The sequence below is a fragment of the Vibrio sp. 661 genome (genome assembly GCF_033339315.1).
GTDB classification, from domain to species: Bacteria; Pseudomonadota; Gammaproteobacteria; order Enterobacterales; family Vibrionaceae; genus Vibrio; species Vibrio alginolyticus.
The window spans coordinates 174,469-192,630 of record NZ_JAWOUJ010000001.1; the positions used below are offsets into that span (position 1 = coordinate 174,469).

General features: G+C 49.2%; 13 protein-coding genes. 5 read left to right on the forward strand and 8 right to left on the reverse strand.

The window, feature by feature from the left end; all coding sequences use genetic code 11:
- Positions 1 to 277 precede the first annotated feature (277 nt).
- Both R7P69_RS00840 and R7P69_RS00845 read right to left on the reverse strand, forming a co-directional pair.
- Positions 278 to 523 (reverse strand): DUF3297 family protein, encoded by a 246-nt coding sequence (locus R7P69_RS00840; protein ID WP_025768686.1) that lies wholly within the window; start codon positions 521 to 523, stop codon positions 278 to 280.
- 105 nt (positions 524 to 628) lie between these two features.
- Positions 629 to 2,620: a U32 family peptidase gene (locus tag R7P69_RS00845; RefSeq protein WP_064369561.1), complete on the reverse strand. Its 1,992-nt coding sequence runs from the start codon at positions 2,618 to 2,620 to the stop codon at positions 629 to 631.
- 227 nt (positions 2,621 to 2,847) lie between these two features.
- Between R7P69_RS00845 and R7P69_RS00850 the strand changes: the two genes are divergently transcribed.
- A complete protein-coding gene (locus R7P69_RS00850; RefSeq protein ID WP_033906624.1) occupies positions 2,848 to 3,294 on the forward strand; it encodes a DUF302 domain-containing protein in 447 nt (148 codons plus the stop codon).
- 95 nt (positions 3,295 to 3,389) lie between these two features.
- Here the strand turns inward: R7P69_RS00850 and ptsG are convergent, their stop codons facing one another.
- The gene (gene ptsG / locus R7P69_RS00855; protein WP_081886422.1) at positions 3,390 to 4,832 is read right to left on the reverse strand and encodes a glucose-specific PTS transporter subunit IIBC; all 1,443 of its coding nucleotides are present in this window, start codon (positions 4,830 to 4,832) and stop codon (positions 3,390 to 3,392) included.
- Positions 4,833 to 5,097: 265 nt separating this feature from the next.
- Between ptsG and R7P69_RS00860 the strand changes: the two genes are divergently transcribed.
- From R7P69_RS00860 to R7P69_RS00870, 3 genes are read left to right on the forward strand one after another with little or no spacing between them, the layout of a single operon-like run.
- Positions 5,098 to 5,805, forward strand: a complete 708-nt coding sequence (locus tag R7P69_RS00860; protein ID WP_031820810.1) for a response regulator — start codon at positions 5,098 to 5,100, stop codon at positions 5,803 to 5,805.
- Positions 5,795 to 7,225: an ATP-binding protein gene (locus tag R7P69_RS00865; RefSeq protein ID WP_238952385.1), complete on the forward strand. Its 1,431-nt coding sequence runs from the start codon at positions 5,795 to 5,797 to the stop codon at positions 7,223 to 7,225. The genes R7P69_RS00860 and R7P69_RS00865 overlap by 11 nt, the downstream gene beginning before the upstream one ends.
- 2 nt (positions 7,226 to 7,227) lie before the next feature.
- On the forward strand, positions 7,228 to 8,472 hold the full coding sequence (locus tag R7P69_RS00870; RefSeq protein WP_238952386.1) for an ABC transporter substrate-binding protein: 1,245 nt from the start codon (positions 7,228 to 7,230) through the stop codon (positions 8,470 to 8,472).
- 73 nt (positions 8,473 to 8,545) lie between these two features.
- Here R7P69_RS00870 and R7P69_RS00875 read toward each other — a convergent pair whose 3' ends face one another.
- Genes R7P69_RS00875 through R7P69_RS00895 form a run of 5 tightly spaced genes read right to left on the reverse strand, consistent with a single transcriptional unit; the run spans position 8,546 to position 15,794 of the window.
- Complete coding sequence (locus R7P69_RS00875) at positions 8,546 to 9,748, reverse strand: type III PLP-dependent enzyme (protein ID WP_238952387.1); 1,203 nt, start codon at positions 9,746 to 9,748, stop codon at positions 8,546 to 8,548.
- The gene (locus R7P69_RS00880) at positions 9,741 to 11,570 is read right to left on the reverse strand and encodes an IucA/IucC family protein (protein ID WP_238952388.1); all 1,830 of its coding nucleotides are present in this window, start codon (positions 11,568 to 11,570) and stop codon (positions 9,741 to 9,743) included. The genes R7P69_RS00875 and R7P69_RS00880 overlap by 8 nt, the downstream gene beginning before the upstream one ends.
- On the reverse strand, positions 11,542 to 12,747 hold the full coding sequence (locus R7P69_RS00885; protein WP_193263022.1) for an MFS transporter: 1,206 nt from the start codon (positions 12,745 to 12,747) through the stop codon (positions 11,542 to 11,544). The genes R7P69_RS00880 and R7P69_RS00885 overlap by 29 nt, the downstream gene beginning before the upstream one ends.
- 6 nt (positions 12,748 to 12,753) lie before the next feature.
- A complete protein-coding gene (locus tag R7P69_RS00890) occupies positions 12,754 to 14,586 on the reverse strand; it encodes an IucA/IucC family protein (RefSeq protein WP_238952389.1) in 1,833 nt (610 codons plus the stop codon).
- Entirely contained in the window at positions 14,583 to 15,794 is a 1,212-nt protein-coding gene (locus R7P69_RS00895; RefSeq protein WP_238952390.1) for an acetyl-CoA carboxylase biotin carboxylase subunit family protein, read from the reverse strand. Before R7P69_RS00895 ends, R7P69_RS00890 begins: the two co-directional genes overlap by 4 nt.
- Positions 15,795 to 16,044: 250 nt before the next feature.
- Between R7P69_RS00895 and R7P69_RS00900 the strand changes: the two genes are divergently transcribed.
- Complete coding sequence (locus R7P69_RS00900; protein WP_238952391.1) at positions 16,045 to 18,081, forward strand: TonB-dependent receptor; 2,037 nt, start codon at positions 16,045 to 16,047, stop codon at positions 18,079 to 18,081.
- Positions 18,082 to 18,162 lie beyond the last annotated feature (81 nt).

The window sequence follows — 18,162 nt, forward strand, 5'->3', positions numbered from 1 at the left end:
GATAACGCAGGAGAAATGACCAACAAACGCTGCCCAAAGGGTTCGGCTAAAATCGTTCTATGCTTTGTTAAGGAGTATTTACTTAGAATGCTAGGCTACACACTCCTTGCCTCGCCTAAAACGATTTTATCTCGAACAAAACTTAATCTCGAAAGATAAACAGACCCTACTTTGTACTGAAAATAAGAGGGAAGAGATTAAATGAGGAAGGGATATGACAGGCATTAAAAAAGCCCGAGTCAAACTCGAGCTTTCAAAGATATTCAGCGTGGTCAGCTTACACGTAGTACGCTTCAACTTCGCCTTTAAGTTTGATTAGCATTGGGTTACCGAAACGGTCTTTTGCTTTAGGAGAAGCAATTTTCACCCAACCTTCGCTCACGCAGTATTCTTCTACGTCTGTGCGCTCTTGGCCGTTGATACGAATACCGATTTGGTGCTCGAAGCATTCTTTGATGAAGAATGGGCTACGTGGGTTACCCGCTAGGCGATCTGGTAGAGCTGGTTTAGCTGTGTCTGTCATTTTGTGTGACCTAAATTCCGTAAAAAGTGCGCTATTGTAGTCAGTGCACTGTATGTGTTCAAGATATGTTGAGAGTGGATGCGTTGTTTAACTTTCAAGTACCGCCTATAACCCCTTTAAATACTGCGCGTTGGCTGTTGGTTGAATCATGGCATTCAGCGTTTGGACGGCTTGTTCACTGTGATCTTCAAGTAGAGCTAAGAACGCGTCAATCAACTCAGGTTTGCTTGCTGAGACTTTTGTTTCGGTCTGGATATCACACAGATCGATCAACACATCGGTAAACAATTGCGGCAGATCGTGCAGCACTTGCAGGTTTAAGATGTTGTGCTCGCTGTAGATTGAATTGTGGCTGCCTTTTTGTTTTTGCACCAAGTAAGGATTGTCTTTTAAGTTGATGATAGACGTGCGTTTATCACAGCGTTTCAAACAACTTTTGTTGACCTTCACCTTACGGCATCCTTCGGTTTGTTGAAACAAACATTGGCGGCTCGTGAGTAGAGTGTTCGGGTGATAAATGCTGTAGAAGCTGCGCATGTTTTTCGGACGCTTTATGTGACGCACCTGCTTCATATTCAGCTCGTTAGAAACAAACGCGCCACTTGCCGCGAACTCGTCTTGAAGGCATTTAAACGCGTATGAGTTCACCGTGTTCAGTTGTGGGCCTGCCACCCAGCCTAAGCCGAGCTCTTTTGCGATCATGCCGACACCTGAGTTGTTGGTGATCAACAACTCAGGTTGGATGGTTTCCAAAAATACGCGCGCGGCGTGGTAGTCTTCGCCAATCAAAATGGCTGGGAACCAAGGTTTGAGCATTGGGTTGGCTTGGAACAATTCAATCATCGCGCTCAGTTCACCAGACAATCCCATTGGCAATTGATAGTAAACATCAACGTCGTGGTATTCGCACAGCATGGCTTCTTGTGCTGACGAGATCAGAACCGATAATTTTGGCGCACCTTGGCGAGGTTCTGGTTGAGGTAACGTTGGCAGAGTTGGCACATCAATCGACCCTTTCAAGCTGCTGCCGGATACTTGTGTTGAAGTGACATCGAACGACTTAGTTTGCTCTGCCACTTTCTCAATGATCGCGGTTTTGTCATCGTAGAGTTTCTTTTTCACCGCTTGTACATCATCAGCAGACTGGCATTGGTAAACCTTCGAAAAATGCTTTACAGCATGGTCGCGCGGGTTGTCGATGTACATCGCCTTGCCGAAATCACCTTGCAAAAATGCGTTGGAGAAATCACGGTTGAACACTGTGTATAACTCTGTGGTGTCTTCAGAGAGTTCCAAACCCTCGCACAAGCGATCAATCTGTTTACGCCAGTTATCGACCACGGTGTACACGTAGTGGGATTTCTTAATGCGGCCTTCCACTTTCAACGAATACACACCCGCATCAGCAAGCGCTTCCAAGTCCCCAAAGGCGGAGTTGTCTTTCATATTGAGTGGGTAGTTGTTGCCTGTTTTGGTCGTTTCGTACTGTTCGCGACAAGGTTGGCTACAGCGTCCACGGTTACCTGATGCGCCATTGCGAGCGGAACTGATGTAGCAAATTCCGGAGAATCCGATGCAGTATGAGCCGTGGACAAACACTTCCATCATTACGTTGTGCTCGCGACCAAATTGCGCCAGATGTTTTATCTCACTGATGTTAAGTTCGCGAGATAAGTTTACTCGGCTTGCGGTGAGCTGGTTGAGAAAGAGGATTTGGCCTTCGTTATGCGTGTTCAGTTGCGTTGAAGCGTGCACATCCAAATCGGGAAAGTGATGTTTGAGAATGTAGGCCAGACCGAGATCTTGTACGATCACGCCATCGATTTTGGTGGTGTTCAGTTGGCTGAGCAAGCGAACAATCGCTGGAATTTCACTTTCTAAAATCAGCACATTCAACGTTAGGAAAATCTTACAGCTGTGCTGATGGGCCAACGTTAACACGCCATTTAAGTTATCTAAAGTGAGGTTGGTCGCTCGGTTACGAGCATTGAAGCGGTCGAGCCCACAGTAAATTGCATCGGCGCCAGCGGCAATGGCGGCTTTGATGGAATCTAAATCACCACCGGGTGCTAATAACTCAAATTGATCGCGTGTCACTACTTTTCTCTTTCTTACTAAAATAGGCTGCAAATGTTACGTATTTCACGCTTTTGATGCTCAGCTAGTTAACGCTTTATTAATCTGAATCAATTAATCCGTGTTACACGGTCGACTCTTGAGTGGGTAGAGTGCAATTCGCGATAGCGGAATTTGACTTCTATAGTTTTCCTACACTTGGTTTTTCTATATCTAGTTTTCGACTCAGAGAGAGGAAGGGACGACAAATGAAAAAAGTAATCATTGGGTTGGTCGTGGCGTTGACGTCATTGAGTGCATTGGCTGGGGAGGGTGTGGTAACCGTTGCGAGCACGCATTCAGCAAAAAATACGGCGGATAAATTTGTCGCTATCGCGCAAGAAAAAGGGTTGAACGTCTTTGCGCGCATTAACCATCAAGAGAATGCCACGAAAGTCGATATGACGTTGCGACCAACCGAAGTTATCGTGTTTGGAAACCCTAAAGTAGGCACGCCACTGATGATCTGTGCGCAGGAAGTGGCGCTCGATTTACCCCAAAAAGTGTTGGTGTATGAAGATGATGAAGGCAAAACGTGGTTAGCTTATAACGATCCTATTTATTTAAAGCAGCGCCATCATATTGAAGGCTGTGACGAGGCATTGAACAAAATCAGCGGCGTGCTGGGCAATTTAACCAACGCGGCGGCGAAGTAGGGCTGGTTATTGGCTTCGCTTTTTTTACTCCGAAAACGAAAAAGCCAACCTCACAAGGAGGTTGGCAAATCTTACCTAGATTGGGGGAGGTAAGATCAGGAGGTGGCGAGTACGCTGTGCACTTTTGACTTAATTGAGTCAGACTGCGTGCCGAAAATCGCTTGTAAACTGTCGCCAATCACTAACACATCTCGCGCGCCAAGTGCTTTTAGCTTAGCAACATCAACGTTAGCGATGTCTTTCACCGAGACACGCAGACGAGTGATACACGCATCGACTGACTTAATATTGGCTTTGCCGCCCAATGCAGCTACTACATCCACCGCAATTTCATCAGGCTCTCCGGTAATCTTCACTTCTGCAATGTCGGTTTCACGACCCGGCGTTTTCAGATCCAACTTCACAATTAGGAAGCGGAACAAGCCGTAGTAGAGCGTCGCCCAGATTGGACCGATGATGATGAACATCCACGCGTTGCTCGACATTGGGTAGTAAAGGAAGAACTGGATCGCGCCGTGCGCAAAGTCAGTACTGTGTTTGATTTCCAAAAATGCGGTGATCGCAAACGCAATACCAGTTAGGAAAATATGGATCACGTACAGCACTGGCGCGACGAATAGGAAGGTAAATTCGATTGGCTCTGTGATACCAGTTAACCAAGAGGTCAACGCCGCAGACATCATCAAACCGCCGACGATTTTCTTACGCTCAGGAGACGCGCAGTGGTAAATCGCCAATGCCGCTGCTGGTAGCGCCCACATGGAGTACATAAAGCCACCAGACAGATAACCTGCGGTTTTATCGCCCGCGAAGAAGCGAGTGAGCTCACCGGTAAACTCTTTGCCGGTTTCTGGGTCTACATAGCTGCCGACTTCAAAGAAGAACGGCGCATTCCAGATGTGGTGCAAACCAACCGGGAGTAAAGAACGTTCGCCCGCGCCGTAAACCGCCCACGCGAGTACAGGGTTTTGGTACGCTGCCCAATGAGAGAATGCATCAAGAAGTTGTCCGACAGGTGGCCATGCAAACGCGAGAATCGCACCAACGACGATCGCCGATAAACCGGTGACAATGGGCACAAATCGCTTACCCGCGAAAAAGCCCAAGTACTCTGGCAGTTTGATGTTGTAGAAGCGGTTGTACATGATTGCCGCGACCGCACCAATAAAGATGCCGCCAAACACCCCAGTTTGCAGCGTCTCAACGCCCATGATGGTGGCGTCAGTTTCTAGGCCGCGTAGGCCAGTCACGATACCGAGCGATGCGTTCATAATAATTAGGCCAACTAAGCCTGCGAGCGCAGCGGCACCGTCATTGCCTTTTGATAACCCGAGCGCTACACCGACCGCAAACATCAACTGCATGTTGCCGAACACGCCCTCACCGGCGGCGAGCATCACTTTGTTGACCGCGTCTGGAATAAACGCAAACCCCGCGTTACCAATACCCAGCATCAAGCCAGCCACCGGTAACACCGCCACAGGCAGCATCAACGACCGCCCTATTTTTTGTAGTTGTCCAAATATACTTGCAAACATGGTTTCCTCCTGACGAATGTCAGTGTTGTAGGACCTGATTCCTTCAGGTCATGCTGTTTCACGTAAGGTCAGGATGATCATAGCGAGCAAGGCGGCGCCTAAGGTTACAAAAGGCAATCAGTTTGTAAGTGGCCGCTTACAAATCTCTTACACCGAGAAGTGAAAATTGTAATCGGCTCGATTGTGCATGGGCGTTTAAGAATGCATCATATTGACCAGCGCCAAACTCAGGGGCAGGCACAGGGACGGACACAGGGAAAGTAGGATGGAAAACAAGCAGATACTGGTCGTCGATGACAACCTCGACCTTCGCGAAGCGTTGTCGGATTACCTTGGTCGAGCTGGATTTGAGGTGCTTTGCGCAGAAAATGGCGACGTGATGTGGCAACTGCTTAACGATCACCATCCTGATTTAATCATCCTCGATATTATGATGCCCGGTGAAGACGGCTTTACCCTGTGTCAGAAACTGCGCAAAAACTCCGATGTTCCGATCATCATGCTGACCGCCGTCACCGAAGAAGCCGACCGAGTCGCAGGGCTAGAAATGGGCGCTGATGACTACATCACCAAGTCATTCAGTCCTCGAGAACTGCTCGCGCGCATCAAAACGATTCTGAGACGCAGCCAATCGACCGCCAATAGCAAACTGACGCGTAAAGTGCGTTTTGACGATTGGTTATTAGATACCGTAACCCGGCAACTGACCCACGTTGCTAGCCGCGAGGTCAAGCAACTGAGTGGCGCGGATTTGTCGCTGCTCGGTTTGTTCGTCAACCACGCGCAATCAATATTGTCGCGCGATGATATTGCGCGCGAGATCTGGGGACGCGATGCCGACCCGTTTGAACGCGGCATTGACGTGCAGATCAGCCGCTTGCGTCATCACCTTGAAGATAAAGACCGCTCTCTGATCTTAACGGTGCGTAATAAAGGCTACATGCTGACCACGGACGTGCACTATGAGAATTAAACGCTGGACGGGGTCACTGGTTGTTCGCACCAGTGTGTTCTTGTTGCTGGTGATCATTCTAGCGCAAGTATTATCCGGGATTATCTGGTATCAACACGCCAGCGAACGCGATAAAGAAGGCCTGACCACCACAGTTAAAAGCTTAGCACTGAGTGCTTCTTCTACCATCGCCTTCTTTCAAACCCTCCCTTCGGAATATCGCCACTTGGTGCTCAATCAACTACGCAACATGGGTGGTACGCGCTTTTTCGTCTCACTCAACAATCACCAGATTGACGTCGACCCGCTGCCAGAGAGCGAGCGCAAAACGTTGGTCATCAACCAAGTTCGTGAAGTATTAGAAAGCGAGCTGAGCGGCATTCCTAATATCGAGGTGGAGTTCACCCAGCGCGACAAACTCAAAGTATTCAACAACGAGCTACCTATCGATGAACTGCCGCTATTGTGGGCGCATTATTCGCTTTCGTTTGGTGACCTCAATCCACCGATTCTGGTGATGCAGGTCGAAGTCGCGCAGAACGAATGGTTTTATCTCGCGGCGGTCCTGCCTGCGCCTTACATCAACCTAGAGACTAACTATTTTGAGCTGCGCCAATGGCTGACGCTATTGGTGTCCGCGCTAATGCTGTTGCTGTGTACCTGGTTTATCGTTCGCAAAGAAATTCAACCCATTCGAGAGCTGGCAAAAGCCGCAACCCTGATGTCGAGCCGACTAGACGTGCCCGAAGTCTCTGAGCGCGGCAGTAACGAACTAAAAGCGGCGGTACGTGCGTTTAACAAGATGAATCGACGCATCGACAGCCACATTAAAGACCGCGAGATGCTGTTCAGCGCCATCTCCCACGATCTGAAAACGCCGATAGCCTGCCTAAAACTGCGGGCGGAAATGCTAGATGACGACGCCGACCGAGAACGCTTTATCCGCCTGACTAACGACCTAGATTTGATGGTCAAAGGCGCATTGCAATGCATTAAAGAGACCGATATCCACGAGGAAATCGAGCCGATCAATTTCACCCAACTGATTCAGCACATTTCCTCCAATATCGCCGATGCGCCGGACACAATTCGCATCCACGGTGAAATCCGCACCCACTTTGCTGGTAAACCGTTAGCGATTAAGCGCTGCATTCAGAATCTGGTCGATAACGCGCTCAAATACGGCCATCAAGCGGACATTACGCTGAGTGAAAGCCCAGAGTCGATCCAGATTAAAATTGAAGATCACGGTGACGGTGTTGACGATTTATTACTTGAAAAGCTCTGCCAGCCATACTTCCGCGCTAGCAACGATAAAGAAGGCAGTGGGCTGGGGTTAACCATTTCACAGAGCATTGCAAAGGCTCATGGCGGCAACTTGTTGCTGAGCCATTCTCAGTTTGGCGGCCTCTGCGCCACACTGACTTTCCCGAGAGACTGACTATGAACAAACTGGCATTCTTGTTCCCACTGTTGCTTGCCCCTTGCGTCGCTCACGCTGAGTCGCCACAAGGGGTAGAGTTTTTACATTGGTGGACTTCTGACGGCGAACAGCAAGCGCTGCAAACACTCAAAGCTCAGCTAAAACGGCACGATATAGAGCTGCTGCAAAGCCCGGTGTTAGGCGGTGGTGGCGACAGCGCGATGACGGTACTGCAAGCTCGCGCGCTGGCGGGCAATCCACCGAGCTTCGCGCAAATCGAAGGGCCAAGTATTAAGGCGTGGGATGCCATCGGTATTTTGCACAACGTTAACGCGGTTGCCTATGAGCAACGCTGGGACGAGGTGCTTTACCCGCTGTCTATCGAAATCAACAAAACACAAAACGGCTATATCGCCCTGCCGCTTACGCTGCACCGTTTGAACTGGTTGTGGGTCAACCACAAGCTGCTTAAACAACTGAATCTGTCCGCGCCGGAAAACTGGCAAGAGATGTTCACCGCCATGGAGCTCGCTAAGCAAAATGGCATCGTGCCGATCGCAGTCGGTGAGCAGCCGTGGCAAGTCGCCCAACTTTTCGAGAACTTAGTGATCTCCACTGGCGGCGTTGAGTTCTACACCAATGCAATGGTTAAACTTGAGCGAGACAGCATCGACAGTGATACCCTGCGCCAAGCGTTGACGCAATTTCGCCGCCTGAGTTTGTTGATCGACAACCAATTACCCGACAGTAAGTGGGATACGGCGACCCAAGCGCTAGCCGACGGTCAAGCGCTGTTTCAAATCGGTGGAGATTGGATTTTAGGTGAGCTGCTCGCCAATCAAGTCTCGGTTCCGCAAGAGGTCGGCTGTTACCCAACGCCTGACAGCGATGGTGTATTCCTCTACAACATGGACAGCTTGGTGTTTATGTCGAGCAAGTCGTTTTCTGCCGAGGCGGCTCTGCAAACCGCAAGCGCGCTGGCAGACGTCGAGTTTCAAGCCAAGTTCAATGAGGTAAAAGGCTCGATTCCGGTACGCACCGATATCGACATCAGCGATTTTAATCCGTGTCAGGTCCAGTCATATCAAGACTTTCACTACGGCGTTAAACACAACCTCGCTGTGCCGAGTATGATTGATTCGATGGCGGTCAATCCGGTTGCTCAGCAAGCGATAAACTCGGAAATCTTCCGTTTTTACCGCAATCCCAAGATGGAACCCGACGAGCTGATAAAACGCATTATTGCTATTTCGCAAAGCGGTTAATGGCAATGAATTTGTGCCGAGTGGAATAAAAAAGCCCCAATGATTGGGGCTTGAGTAAAGCTAAGTATGCCGTTTAGAAATAGTGGAAGATCGGCGGTTCATGCATCAAGAAGTTTTGATGAGAGATGTTCCACGCATAGGCGCCCGCTAAGGTAAACACAACATAATCACCAATATCGACGTGGGCGACGTGTTGATTACGTGCCAGCACATCTTTGGGCGTACAAAGCTGGCCGGCAAAGGTCGCTTGTGCATGCTGAATTGGATGAGAAATCTCATGGTGTTGCTCGCTTTTCAGGATGACGAATGGATGATCATGGCTCTGCGCTGCTGGTGTGCGGAAGTGGTGAGTTCCTCCGCGCGCGATGACAAAGTTTTCGCCAAGATTTTGCTTAATATCCAGCACTTCCATTACGTAGTAACCGCATGCCGCTGTGATGAAACGTCCGCATTCAAAACGCAGTGTCCAGTCTTGCACTTGCTCTTTGGCGATGAGGAATTCCAACTTGTCGCAAAACTCCATCCACGGAAAGTGTTGCTCAGGGTTTTGGTAGTTGATGCCCATGCCGCCGCCCAAGTTGATCATCAGCTCACCGAGTTCAAACTCTTGTTGCCACGTTTTCACGACTTGGAAATAGCGCTGCATTAACGCTAAGTGACGTTCAACATCAAGCTGATGCGACATCAAGTGAAAATGGAAACCTTTCAGTGACACTTGCGGGAAATCGCGCAGCAACATTAAAGCATTACTCAGTTCGGACTCGTCCAAACCAAAAGGAGTCGGCTTGCCACCCATCGCCAACTTACTGAGCGTGATATCGCCAATATCAATGTTCATACGCAAAAAGATCGAAGTAGGGCGGTTGAGGCGCTCGGTTAGTGCTCCAATGCGCTTTAGCTCGGTGAGGCTTTCGACATGAATTGCATCAACATCAAGCTCAATCGCTTGTTGCAATTCACTTGGCATTTTCCCCGGGCCGCCGAAGATCAATGGCTTATCGAGTTGCTGCTGGTGGAGGTGCGCCAACTCCCCGCCAGACGCCGCTTCAAAACCATCGACATACGGCGCGAGCGTGTTGAGAATCGGGCCCGATGGATTGGCTTTGGCTGCGTAAAAGAGCTCGACATTTTTCGGCAAAACGTGACGCAGTTTTTTGATGTGTTCTTCTAAGGTGCTTAGGTCATATAAGTACGCGCACAAGGGTTGAGTTTGCTGCTGTGCGAGCGTGTGAACTTGCTGGCTAACGCGTGTGGGTAGGGAGAGTGAATTAGACATGTTGCGCTCCTTTTTCGTGTTGTTGCCAAGGCGCGGCGACTTGGGTATAGCCCGACTCCTTATCGGCTTTTTGCATCAAACGCGTGGTGAAATTATTTTTGCTTGGGAAGTGACCGCCATTCAGCAACGCTTCTAGTTCCGGCTGTTTTCCATTCACTGATTGCCAACGCACAATGGCACTTTGCACCGCATTCCACAGCGTTTGCTCTAGTGGCTCATCACCTTCTGAGATGAAGAAAATCGCTTCGCTGATGTTGTTGATAAAGGTGCAGTATCCGATGCGATTCCAGCCTTGTTCGCGACTGTAGTAAACCGATTGTCGCGCGCGTTCAGACAAATCAGTTAATGTTTCTGCTGGCCAGAACTCTGGCAGTAATTTAGTGCCTTCCAAATCACGAATCCAAACACAACACGGCATCTCTTGCTCAAAGCCAATCAAGGTGTTTTGCAAATGCGGCTCAAACGCCACCCCGTGTTTGAAGTAGTAATTAAACACGCCCGGAATTAGGCAATGCAAATAGCGCTCAAACCACAGTGTCGCGATGTCGGAATAGCGATTTTGCGTAGTACGCGCTTTGTTTTTAAGGCGTTGAGCAATGCAACTGTTGCCGTTTTTGTTGTAAGCAAACAGAGCGCCAGCGAGGGTTGGTTTTAAGATATCGACTTCGCTCAGCGAGAAATTTTCGCGATACAAAATCCCAAACGATTCGCGCGCTTTGGTGTTGTCATCCCAATTACGCTCAGCGACACTTTCTAGATTCAATGTGGTGGCGTAAGGCTCTGTCATCACTTTAAATACGGGGTTGTGCAGCTGTTCGTTTTCTCGAATTGGTTTGAGAATCGACGTGAGCTGCACGGCGCTGTCGAGTTCGTACCACGCGTTTTTTCGCACGCAATTGGTTAATCGTACGTTGATGGAGAATTTCGCAAACCAATCCATATCTGGGTGGTAGAGGGTACGAACTGAAGAGGTCGGCTGCATCTTTTCACCACCTAAACCCAGTGGCGTGATCTTGCCTTGTTCAATGGCACGCTTCACGCTTGGGTTGCTCAAAATGGTGTAGCTTTCCCAAGGATGGCAAGGGTAGAGGGTCTTCCCATTGCTGGTGGTGTGTTGTGGCGTGAGCTGTTGTAGCATGCGCTGAGCAGGGTTAGCGTCTCCGTCGGAACTCAGCACATCAAGTAAGGACGTATCCACTTCAAACCAGTACAGCGGGACTTGCGCGCCGACTTCTGGAGAAAACGCCAAGAGATCATCCATGGTGACGCCCGAACGGCTTTTCGGGGTCGGATGGAAAGTATGCCCCCAAATCAGTGATTGTTCCGAAGCGATAAATTCGTTGTGATGCGATTTGGACGCGACGTTGAGAAACTGCTCGGTAACCAGCACGCTATTTTCCAGTTGTTCGATCAGCTCATGGTTGAACGGGATCGCCAACACCTGCTTGAGATAGTTAAGCAAAAGCGTAAGAGTTTGCGTGGCATCCAATTTCGCCCAACCAGATCCCGGCATTTTCGCCCACGGCAGTTCTGCCAATTTGATTTTGCCCAGTTTGCTCGCGTAGTGAATCGGCAAAACCAGCACGCCATTTTGTTGAGAAAGATGAACGGCTACCCGCTGCTTGGCGGAATAGTTGCGTTTTAACGTTTGGGGTAGCGATGTCGATTGGTAGTGCCATTCCACTTGTTGATTCGGCAGTGCAAATTCACGTAAGTAACAATTAAGAACACCCATTATCGTGTTGAGTTGGGCTTTCTCACGATTGAGCTGCACATCATGCGCGCGCAACTCGCTAGTCTGAGAGGATTGAGTTTGTAACATGTTTATTTCCAAATTTTGAGTGGAGAACCAGCGCGATCAAGGTGATTACGCTGACTATCGCAGAAAGTAGGAAAGGAACCTCAAGTAGCCCCAAGCTAGAAATGAAAGAAGCGCAAAATCCCGCCGCCACGCCACCCCATTTGGACATGGCATCAAAGCGAGAAAATACTTTGCCACTGAGTTTGCGATCCAGATTGCTCGCAAGATGCTGATGCAATCCGTGATAGCAACACACCATCGCGATGCCGAAGATAATTCTCGCAGCAATGAGTGCGATTTCGGACGCAATCAAATGCAAGGCAGAGCTCACGGCAAGCAATGCAAACCCGAGCCACAACGTGCGCAGCGGTTGATGGCGATTCAGCCCATCTGACAACACGTGGATTTTGCCTGCCAGCAACAGATAGACGCCATGCGGCAGTGCGTACAAAAAACCGATCCATGCGTGGTGAGTGATGCCATATTGCTGCACAAACGGCGAGAAATAAGGAAAGGTCACCACCATAGAAAACGCAAATCCGAACTGAGCAAAGAAGATCCAGCGAATGGCATGCATTGCGTTTTTCTGTGCAACAGGTTGTTCTTGCTGAGATTCTGAGTTTGGCTTTTCGAGGTTTTGGTCGGCGGGTTTATCCACTGGCAGTGTTAGCGTGATGCCCATCGCAATTAAAGGCAAAACGCATAACCAAAGGTACGCGTTGAGCGGGTTGGTCTCTGACAAGCTCCAGCCGAGCCCAATGGGCGCAACGATCAGCGCCAAGCGAGCAGATAGTTGGGTTTTATTGAGTGACTTGCCGAGTGTTTTGGCTTCTTTAATTTGACTAGATAAGTAGCTGTTCGAGGCGGCCATTGTGCCGCCAAAGGTTCCTTGAACAATAAGACCAAACACAAACATGGCGAGGTTGTCTGCCAAGCCGCACAGCGCAAACCCTGCTGCAAGGCCAAGTTGCGCACGCAAGAGTGAGCGGCGGCGACCATAGCGATCGGCAAAGTTGCCCCAAAATCGCGCCGCCAACGCAGTACAAAACGTAGGTAGGATAAACAATACCCCTGCCCAGTCCGCATCAATGCTTGCGCCTAACGTTGGCAACACGACGGGTAGAAATAGCGGCATACCTAACGCGGCAAACGCAGCGATAAAGTGGCACAACAACACACTGTAGATGAGTTTGGTCATAATCGTTTAACGTACGCTTTTTTTGAGGGCTTCTAAGTAGGCGCGTTGCGCTTCTTCGCTAGAAAGCAGCAAGAAGTTCGGAGCCGACAAACCATAGAACTTATTGATGTCGCTCGCGCCGGAGGCTTCTTTCGAGAGCAAACTGCCAGAGCTCAACAAGTACTTGGCGTACAAATCAGGTGCTTCTTGCAGTAACTCGCGTGCCAGTTTTGTCTCTAACCCTTCGCCTTCTAATCGGTTGAGTTGCTCAGCAATGCTTTTGGCCACGATGGCGTAAAGCGATGCTGAAGAGGCAATGCCCTTCGCTGCCATGGCTTCTACAATCGCTGCAATATCCAGTTGTAATGTGATGGTGGTAAACATCTGACCGAGCGCCAATTCATTGTCGACTTTGATGCGTTGGTCGAGCAGTTCATCACAATCCACTGGAATTGTTCCTGCGCCCTGTTTTTGGGCTGCATGCTCTGTTGCAAAGTGGAAGCGCTCTGGCCAAATTCGCGCTGCGTCGTTGTCTTTCATGGCGAGCGTCATTTTGCCCTGTTGATCAAATGCAACGATGGCGTTTTGCTGGTTGGACTCCAATGCGATGCCATAACGAAGCCACAAGGTGAGGTGTACTTGGCATAATAGGTCGACGTAATCTTTGAACCACGCCAGCGTATCTTGTTGATAGTACTGCTCCGCCAAATGTTCTAAAAACAAGCGACCGTCAGGCATTGGGCTTGCCAGTGCGGCAACCGGAACTAACGCTTTGTCTTCGCAATGGGTAAGTGGGTACTCACGTACGATGTACGCGAAGGTTTTATACTCACCGACGTGTCCACCGTGTTTTTCGTTGCAATGGAACAAGCGAGTGTTTAAGTCGGCGTCCGTTTGTTCAAGGTGGCTGAGTAGACGTTCAAACCAGTGGCCGTCATACAGTGTTGAAGGCTTGATTAAGCGAATGTTTTTCGTGCCTAGCGATCGCATGATCAGCGGAACTTTGATGTGAATGTGCGGCGCGTCGTTGACTACCACAGTACGAACGGAAAGTGTTGGCGTCACGTCTAGGTACGTAAACGGCGCTTCTATCATGCCTTCGGGTAAGGCTTCTAAAGAGCGAAGGGTGAGCGGATGCGCAGGGAACAGTACGTGGCTCAGTGCAAAGTCAGCAGGAAGCCCCACTTGCTCTATTGTTGGCCAGCAATCAGGTTGTTCGCTGGTTAATGTCACCAGTGATTTTTCAATCGCAATCCAATGCAGAGCAAAGCTTTGTGCGAACTCGGGCGCGTACTTAGCAAGGTCTTCATCGCTCAGACCAAACTTCGCCCGCGCAGTTGGATAGTACGGGTGGTCAAGGTAAGAAGCGATCTGGTCGGCTAGCAGCAGTTTTTGATGCCAAGAACCAAGCTCGGATATTGGTTGAGAAATGTGGTCTGCGTGATGATGAAACGCTTGGTCACACAGCGCTTTGTGTTTCTCTGCACATTCCAGTTCTTGAAGGTATCCCGCCAGCAACTCGTGAGAGCTCTCGTGCGCCAGTGTCGTTAGTAGCGCAATCCACTCTTTGTAATGCTGTTGATGCTCGACTTGGCCATTTTTCTCCACCCACCAACCTGGTGGTGTTTCGTCATTGGCGTGACCGTAGCGCCAGTGCTGCATGTAATACGTTGGCGCAACAGGTAAATACAACGTGAAATCAGAGTTGGCAAATATCAGCCAGACTTGCTCGTCTTGAGGAACAATTACCCCTTTTGGCGTGTCTCTACTGAACTTGGCCTTCGACAAAATGCCAAACATGTCTTCGCGCAAGCAAGTGTCGATCAATCGTTGCGTTAGATACAAAGCGTTGTCATTCATGCTGCCACCTCACGAGTCGGAGCGAGATCGAAATTGCTAAGCGCGTTCTGCAGCGCTTGGTCGAGGTTTCGCCCTGATGGTGAGACAATCGAAATTCGGGCGAGATAATCCTTATTGGAATAACTCTGTTGGAAGTGTTCTCCAGCGGTTTTTAGTACCTGTTGCTGGGTGATGATATCGTCATCGTGTTGGATGAACGACGTCGAACCTCCGTCAATCACACCACTGTGTCCCGCAACTACGTAGTGCACGTGCGCTGACCCATGAATTTGGTAATCGCCGTCCAATCTTCGACCCAGATGCAGACCCAAAATCGTGCTAAACCAGCCGAAGTCAGCGAGATTGTTGAGCAAGAATTCGCGGCCATCTCCAATACTGCGGTAGTTAATTTCCACCAGAACCGGGCCATTTTCCGTAATGATAAATTCGCTGTGGCAAACTCCAAAACCAACGCCGAACGCTTTCAGTTGAGCCAAGCAAGCTTCTCGGTGAGCAATGCCGTTTGGTCCGTTCCAGTCTGCGGCGGTTTCGATGAAGTAAGGCGGCTCAGAGAGCGACACATCAAAACCGCCCACGGCGATAAGTTGGTTACCATCTCCTAAAGTTTCGAGCGTAACCAACGGTCCTTGAAGAAACTGCTCCACCAGAATGGTGGCGTTTGGGTGCTTTTGCCAAAACGTATCGCAGTATGCATCGAGCTCGCTTTGGGAGTCACAGCGCTGTACATCTATACTTGCCACGCCTTCTTTGGGTTTTGCTACGACAGGGAAGGCCATGCCTAATGCCACATTCGAATGGCGATGCAGCAAACAGCTTTGTGTGTTGGGTAAGGATTTTTCATTTAACACTTGTCGAGTTAAGTGTTTGTTTTTGGCCTTTAACGTGACAGACCAATCTTTGGCTGGTAGACCAAAAAATTGCGCGCAGATGGCGGTGGAAGTTTGTAAGTGATCACTATTGCTGAAAACAGCGTCTGGCTTTAGTTCATGCTCCGTGATGGTTTCGATGAGTGCTAATGGGTTGAAGACATCACATTCTAGAATGGTATCCGGATTAAAGTGACTATCACGACTCGCCAACTCTAAATGGCTGAGCTTATGGTCTGTGATAAGAACGACGTGAAGGTCCATCGCTTTAGCTGCAGGCACGAAGCCGTGAGTGACTGCATCGTTAACGACATGACTTACGATAATCATCGTAGATTTCATGAGCTTTCCTAATTTTCTAACATTTTCTTCTAACGTTGATAAAGTCGCTCACGGTCGTCTTCCAATGTGCCTCTCGCGAGACGGAGGGCAGAAGTTTTAGTATTTATTGTTATGATATTTGTTTTTTTTTGTTGTTAGTTGTGTTTTTAGGGTAAATAAATATAGAGCATAAAATTAATATTGCAAATAGAAATAATATTTGTTCTTATTTCCATCCGTTGGCTTTATAACAACTAAACGGAATTATGGAATGAATAAATTATTGACCCTGACCCCCTTGGCGGTCGCGATTGGTTCTTCACTAGTAGCACCAAGCGCAGTGGCTTCAGAAGAGACGAACTCAACCCCATCAGCAACTGAAACGATTCAAGTCTTCGGTCATCAGTACGAAGGTTATGCTGAACACATGCCTCAATCAGGCACCAAAACCGATGTGGAATGGCTTGATGTGCCACAAGCGGTATCCGTAGTAACGAAAACAGAAATGCAAGACCGAGGCGCGGTGCGTTTAGTGGATGCGCTAGATGGGGTAGCCGGGGTCAATAACACCTTGGGCGAAGGCAGCCGCGACCAGTTCATGATCCGTGGTTTTGATTCACTCAACGATATGTACCGTGATGGCTTGCGAGATGACGGTACGTTGCAGTCTTACCGCAGCTTAGCGAACGTTGAACGCGTTGAAATTGTGAAAGGCCCTGCGGGTGCTTTGTATGGCCGCGGTTCGGCTGGAGGCATCATCAACTTGGTGACGAAACGCGCTAACGGTGAGAATTTTACTCACGTAAACGGTAGTGTTGGCAGCAACAACCAGTATGTTGGTCAGGTCGACAGCTCAATGGCGTTTACAGATAAGGTCAACGGGCGTATTAACTTGGAATACCGTCAAGCCGACTCGTACGTTGATCATGTTGATTCAAACGATTTCTTCATTGCACCGACCATTCGTGTGTTACCAGCGGAAGGTCACACCATTGATATTGACGTGGAATACGCCCATCAAGAACTAGTGCCGTATCGTGGTGTGCCATCAAAAAATGGCAAGCCAGTTGATTTGCCAGTAAGCACTTACTTTGGCGGCACAAACGACTATCAGGAGTCAGACAGTCTCCGTATTGCGGTGGATTACGAATGGCGTCTGAATGATCAATGGGTATGGAACAACCGAGCGGCATTCAACCATATCGAACTTGAGCAAAAAGGCACGCGTCAGGGCAAAGTGACGGGTAATGAAGTGTCTCAAACCGTCAACAACTTTGGTTACGATCCACGTACTACGACCACTTTACAATCTGAGTTGGTTTGGGAAACCAGGGACAATCAATTGATGGTGGGTGCAGATTTCAACCAGATCGATATCGACCTAACGTTGGCAAGTGACAAAACGCTTCCTCCGCAAAACATCTACGACCCAGTCGTTGGTCCAACGCCTGATCCGGGCTTTAAGCCATTTCGTGACAATACCACCACCACGACAGGTTTGTATGTGCAAGACGTCTATACGTGGGGTGACCTTTCTTTGATCGGTAACGTGCGTTACGACTCGATGGAGCTAGAACAACAAAAAGCGGGCTCAGATAAGGAAAAATTGGATGATGACAAAGTCAGCTACCGTGCTGGTTTGGTATACCGCATCAATTCCGACACATCCGTATACGCCAGTTTAGCGCGCTCTTGGCAGTTACCGTACGCTGGTATCTACATCAATCCAAAATTGGCGGAATTCTTCCACACCGACTTAAAAGAGGTGGGTGCGAAAGCGTACCTTTTGGATAACGCATTAATGTTGAATGCGGCACTGTTCCAGATTGATCAAGAGCAACCACAAACTAACTTGGACGGCGATGTGATCGATAAAATTGAAGTGCGTCACCAAGGCATTGAATTAGAGGCTCGCGGCCAAATCACCAAACAGTGGGACATCTCTGTTGGTTACAGCTACTTAGATGCGGAAGACAAAGCCACAGGCAAAAAGCCTAACGATGTATCAGACCACTTGTTCTCTCTTTGGAGCACTTACCAATTGGATGACAACTGGCGTTTAGGCGGTGGTGTGAAGTACGTGGGCGACCGTTACGCAGGTAACGACGAAGCCGTCGCACTTGGCGATTACACAACGGTGGATTTGATGGCGGCGTACACCACTGGTCGTCACAAAATCCAAGCGAACGCTTACAACATTTTGGATGAGAAATACATTCTTGGCGCAACAAACGGCACGTCTGGCTTAAACCAGATTGGCTACGGCGCACCAGCCGAGTTCATGCTCAGCTACGGATATCAGTTCTAGGCTTTTTGTGCGTAGTTAGCGCCTGTTAGCCGATTTTTGCCTCATATTGAGGATGTTTAGCCCCGAGAGCCTACGGGATGT

Bases quoted from the DNA above. Each gene is read 5' to 3' on its own strand.
- R7P69_RS00840 (WP_025768686.1), bottom strand. From the start codon at position 523: ATGACAGACACAGCTAAACCAGCTCTACCAGATCGCCTAGCGGGTAAC.
- R7P69_RS00850 (WP_033906624.1), top strand. From the start codon at position 2,848: ATGAAAAAAGTAATCATTGGGTTGGTCGTGGCGTTGACGTCATTGAGT.
- ptsG (WP_081886422.1), bottom strand. From the start codon at position 4,832: ATGTTTGCAAGTATATTTGGACAACTACAAAAAATAGGGCGGTCGTTG.
- R7P69_RS00860 (WP_031820810.1), top strand. From the start codon at position 5,098: ATGGAAAACAAGCAGATACTGGTCGTCGATGACAACCTCGACCTTCGC.
- R7P69_RS00865 (WP_238952385.1), top strand. From the start codon at position 5,795: ATGAGAATTAAACGCTGGACGGGGTCACTGGTTGTTCGCACCAGTGTG.
- R7P69_RS00870 (WP_238952386.1), top strand. From the start codon at position 7,228: ATGAACAAACTGGCATTCTTGTTCCCACTGTTGCTTGCCCCTTGCGTC.
- R7P69_RS00875 (WP_238952387.1), bottom strand. From the start codon at position 9,748: ATGTCTAATTCACTCTCCCTACCCACACGCGTTAGCCAGCAAGTTCAC.
- R7P69_RS00880 (WP_238952388.1), bottom strand. From the start codon at position 11,570: ATGTTACAAACTCAATCCTCTCAGACTAGCGAGTTGCGCGCGCATGAT.
- R7P69_RS00885 (WP_193263022.1), bottom strand. From the start codon at position 12,747: ATGACCAAACTCATCTACAGTGTGTTGTTGTGCCACTTTATCGCTGCG.
- R7P69_RS00890 (WP_238952389.1), bottom strand. From the start codon at position 14,586: ATGAATGACAACGCTTTGTATCTAACGCAACGATTGATCGACACTTGC.
- R7P69_RS00895 (WP_238952390.1), bottom strand. From the start codon at position 15,794: ATGAAATCTACGATGATTATCGTAAGTCATGTCGTTAACGATGCAGTC.
- R7P69_RS00900 (WP_238952391.1), top strand. From the start codon at position 16,045: ATGAATAAATTATTGACCCTGACCCCCTTGGCGGTCGCGATTGGTTCT.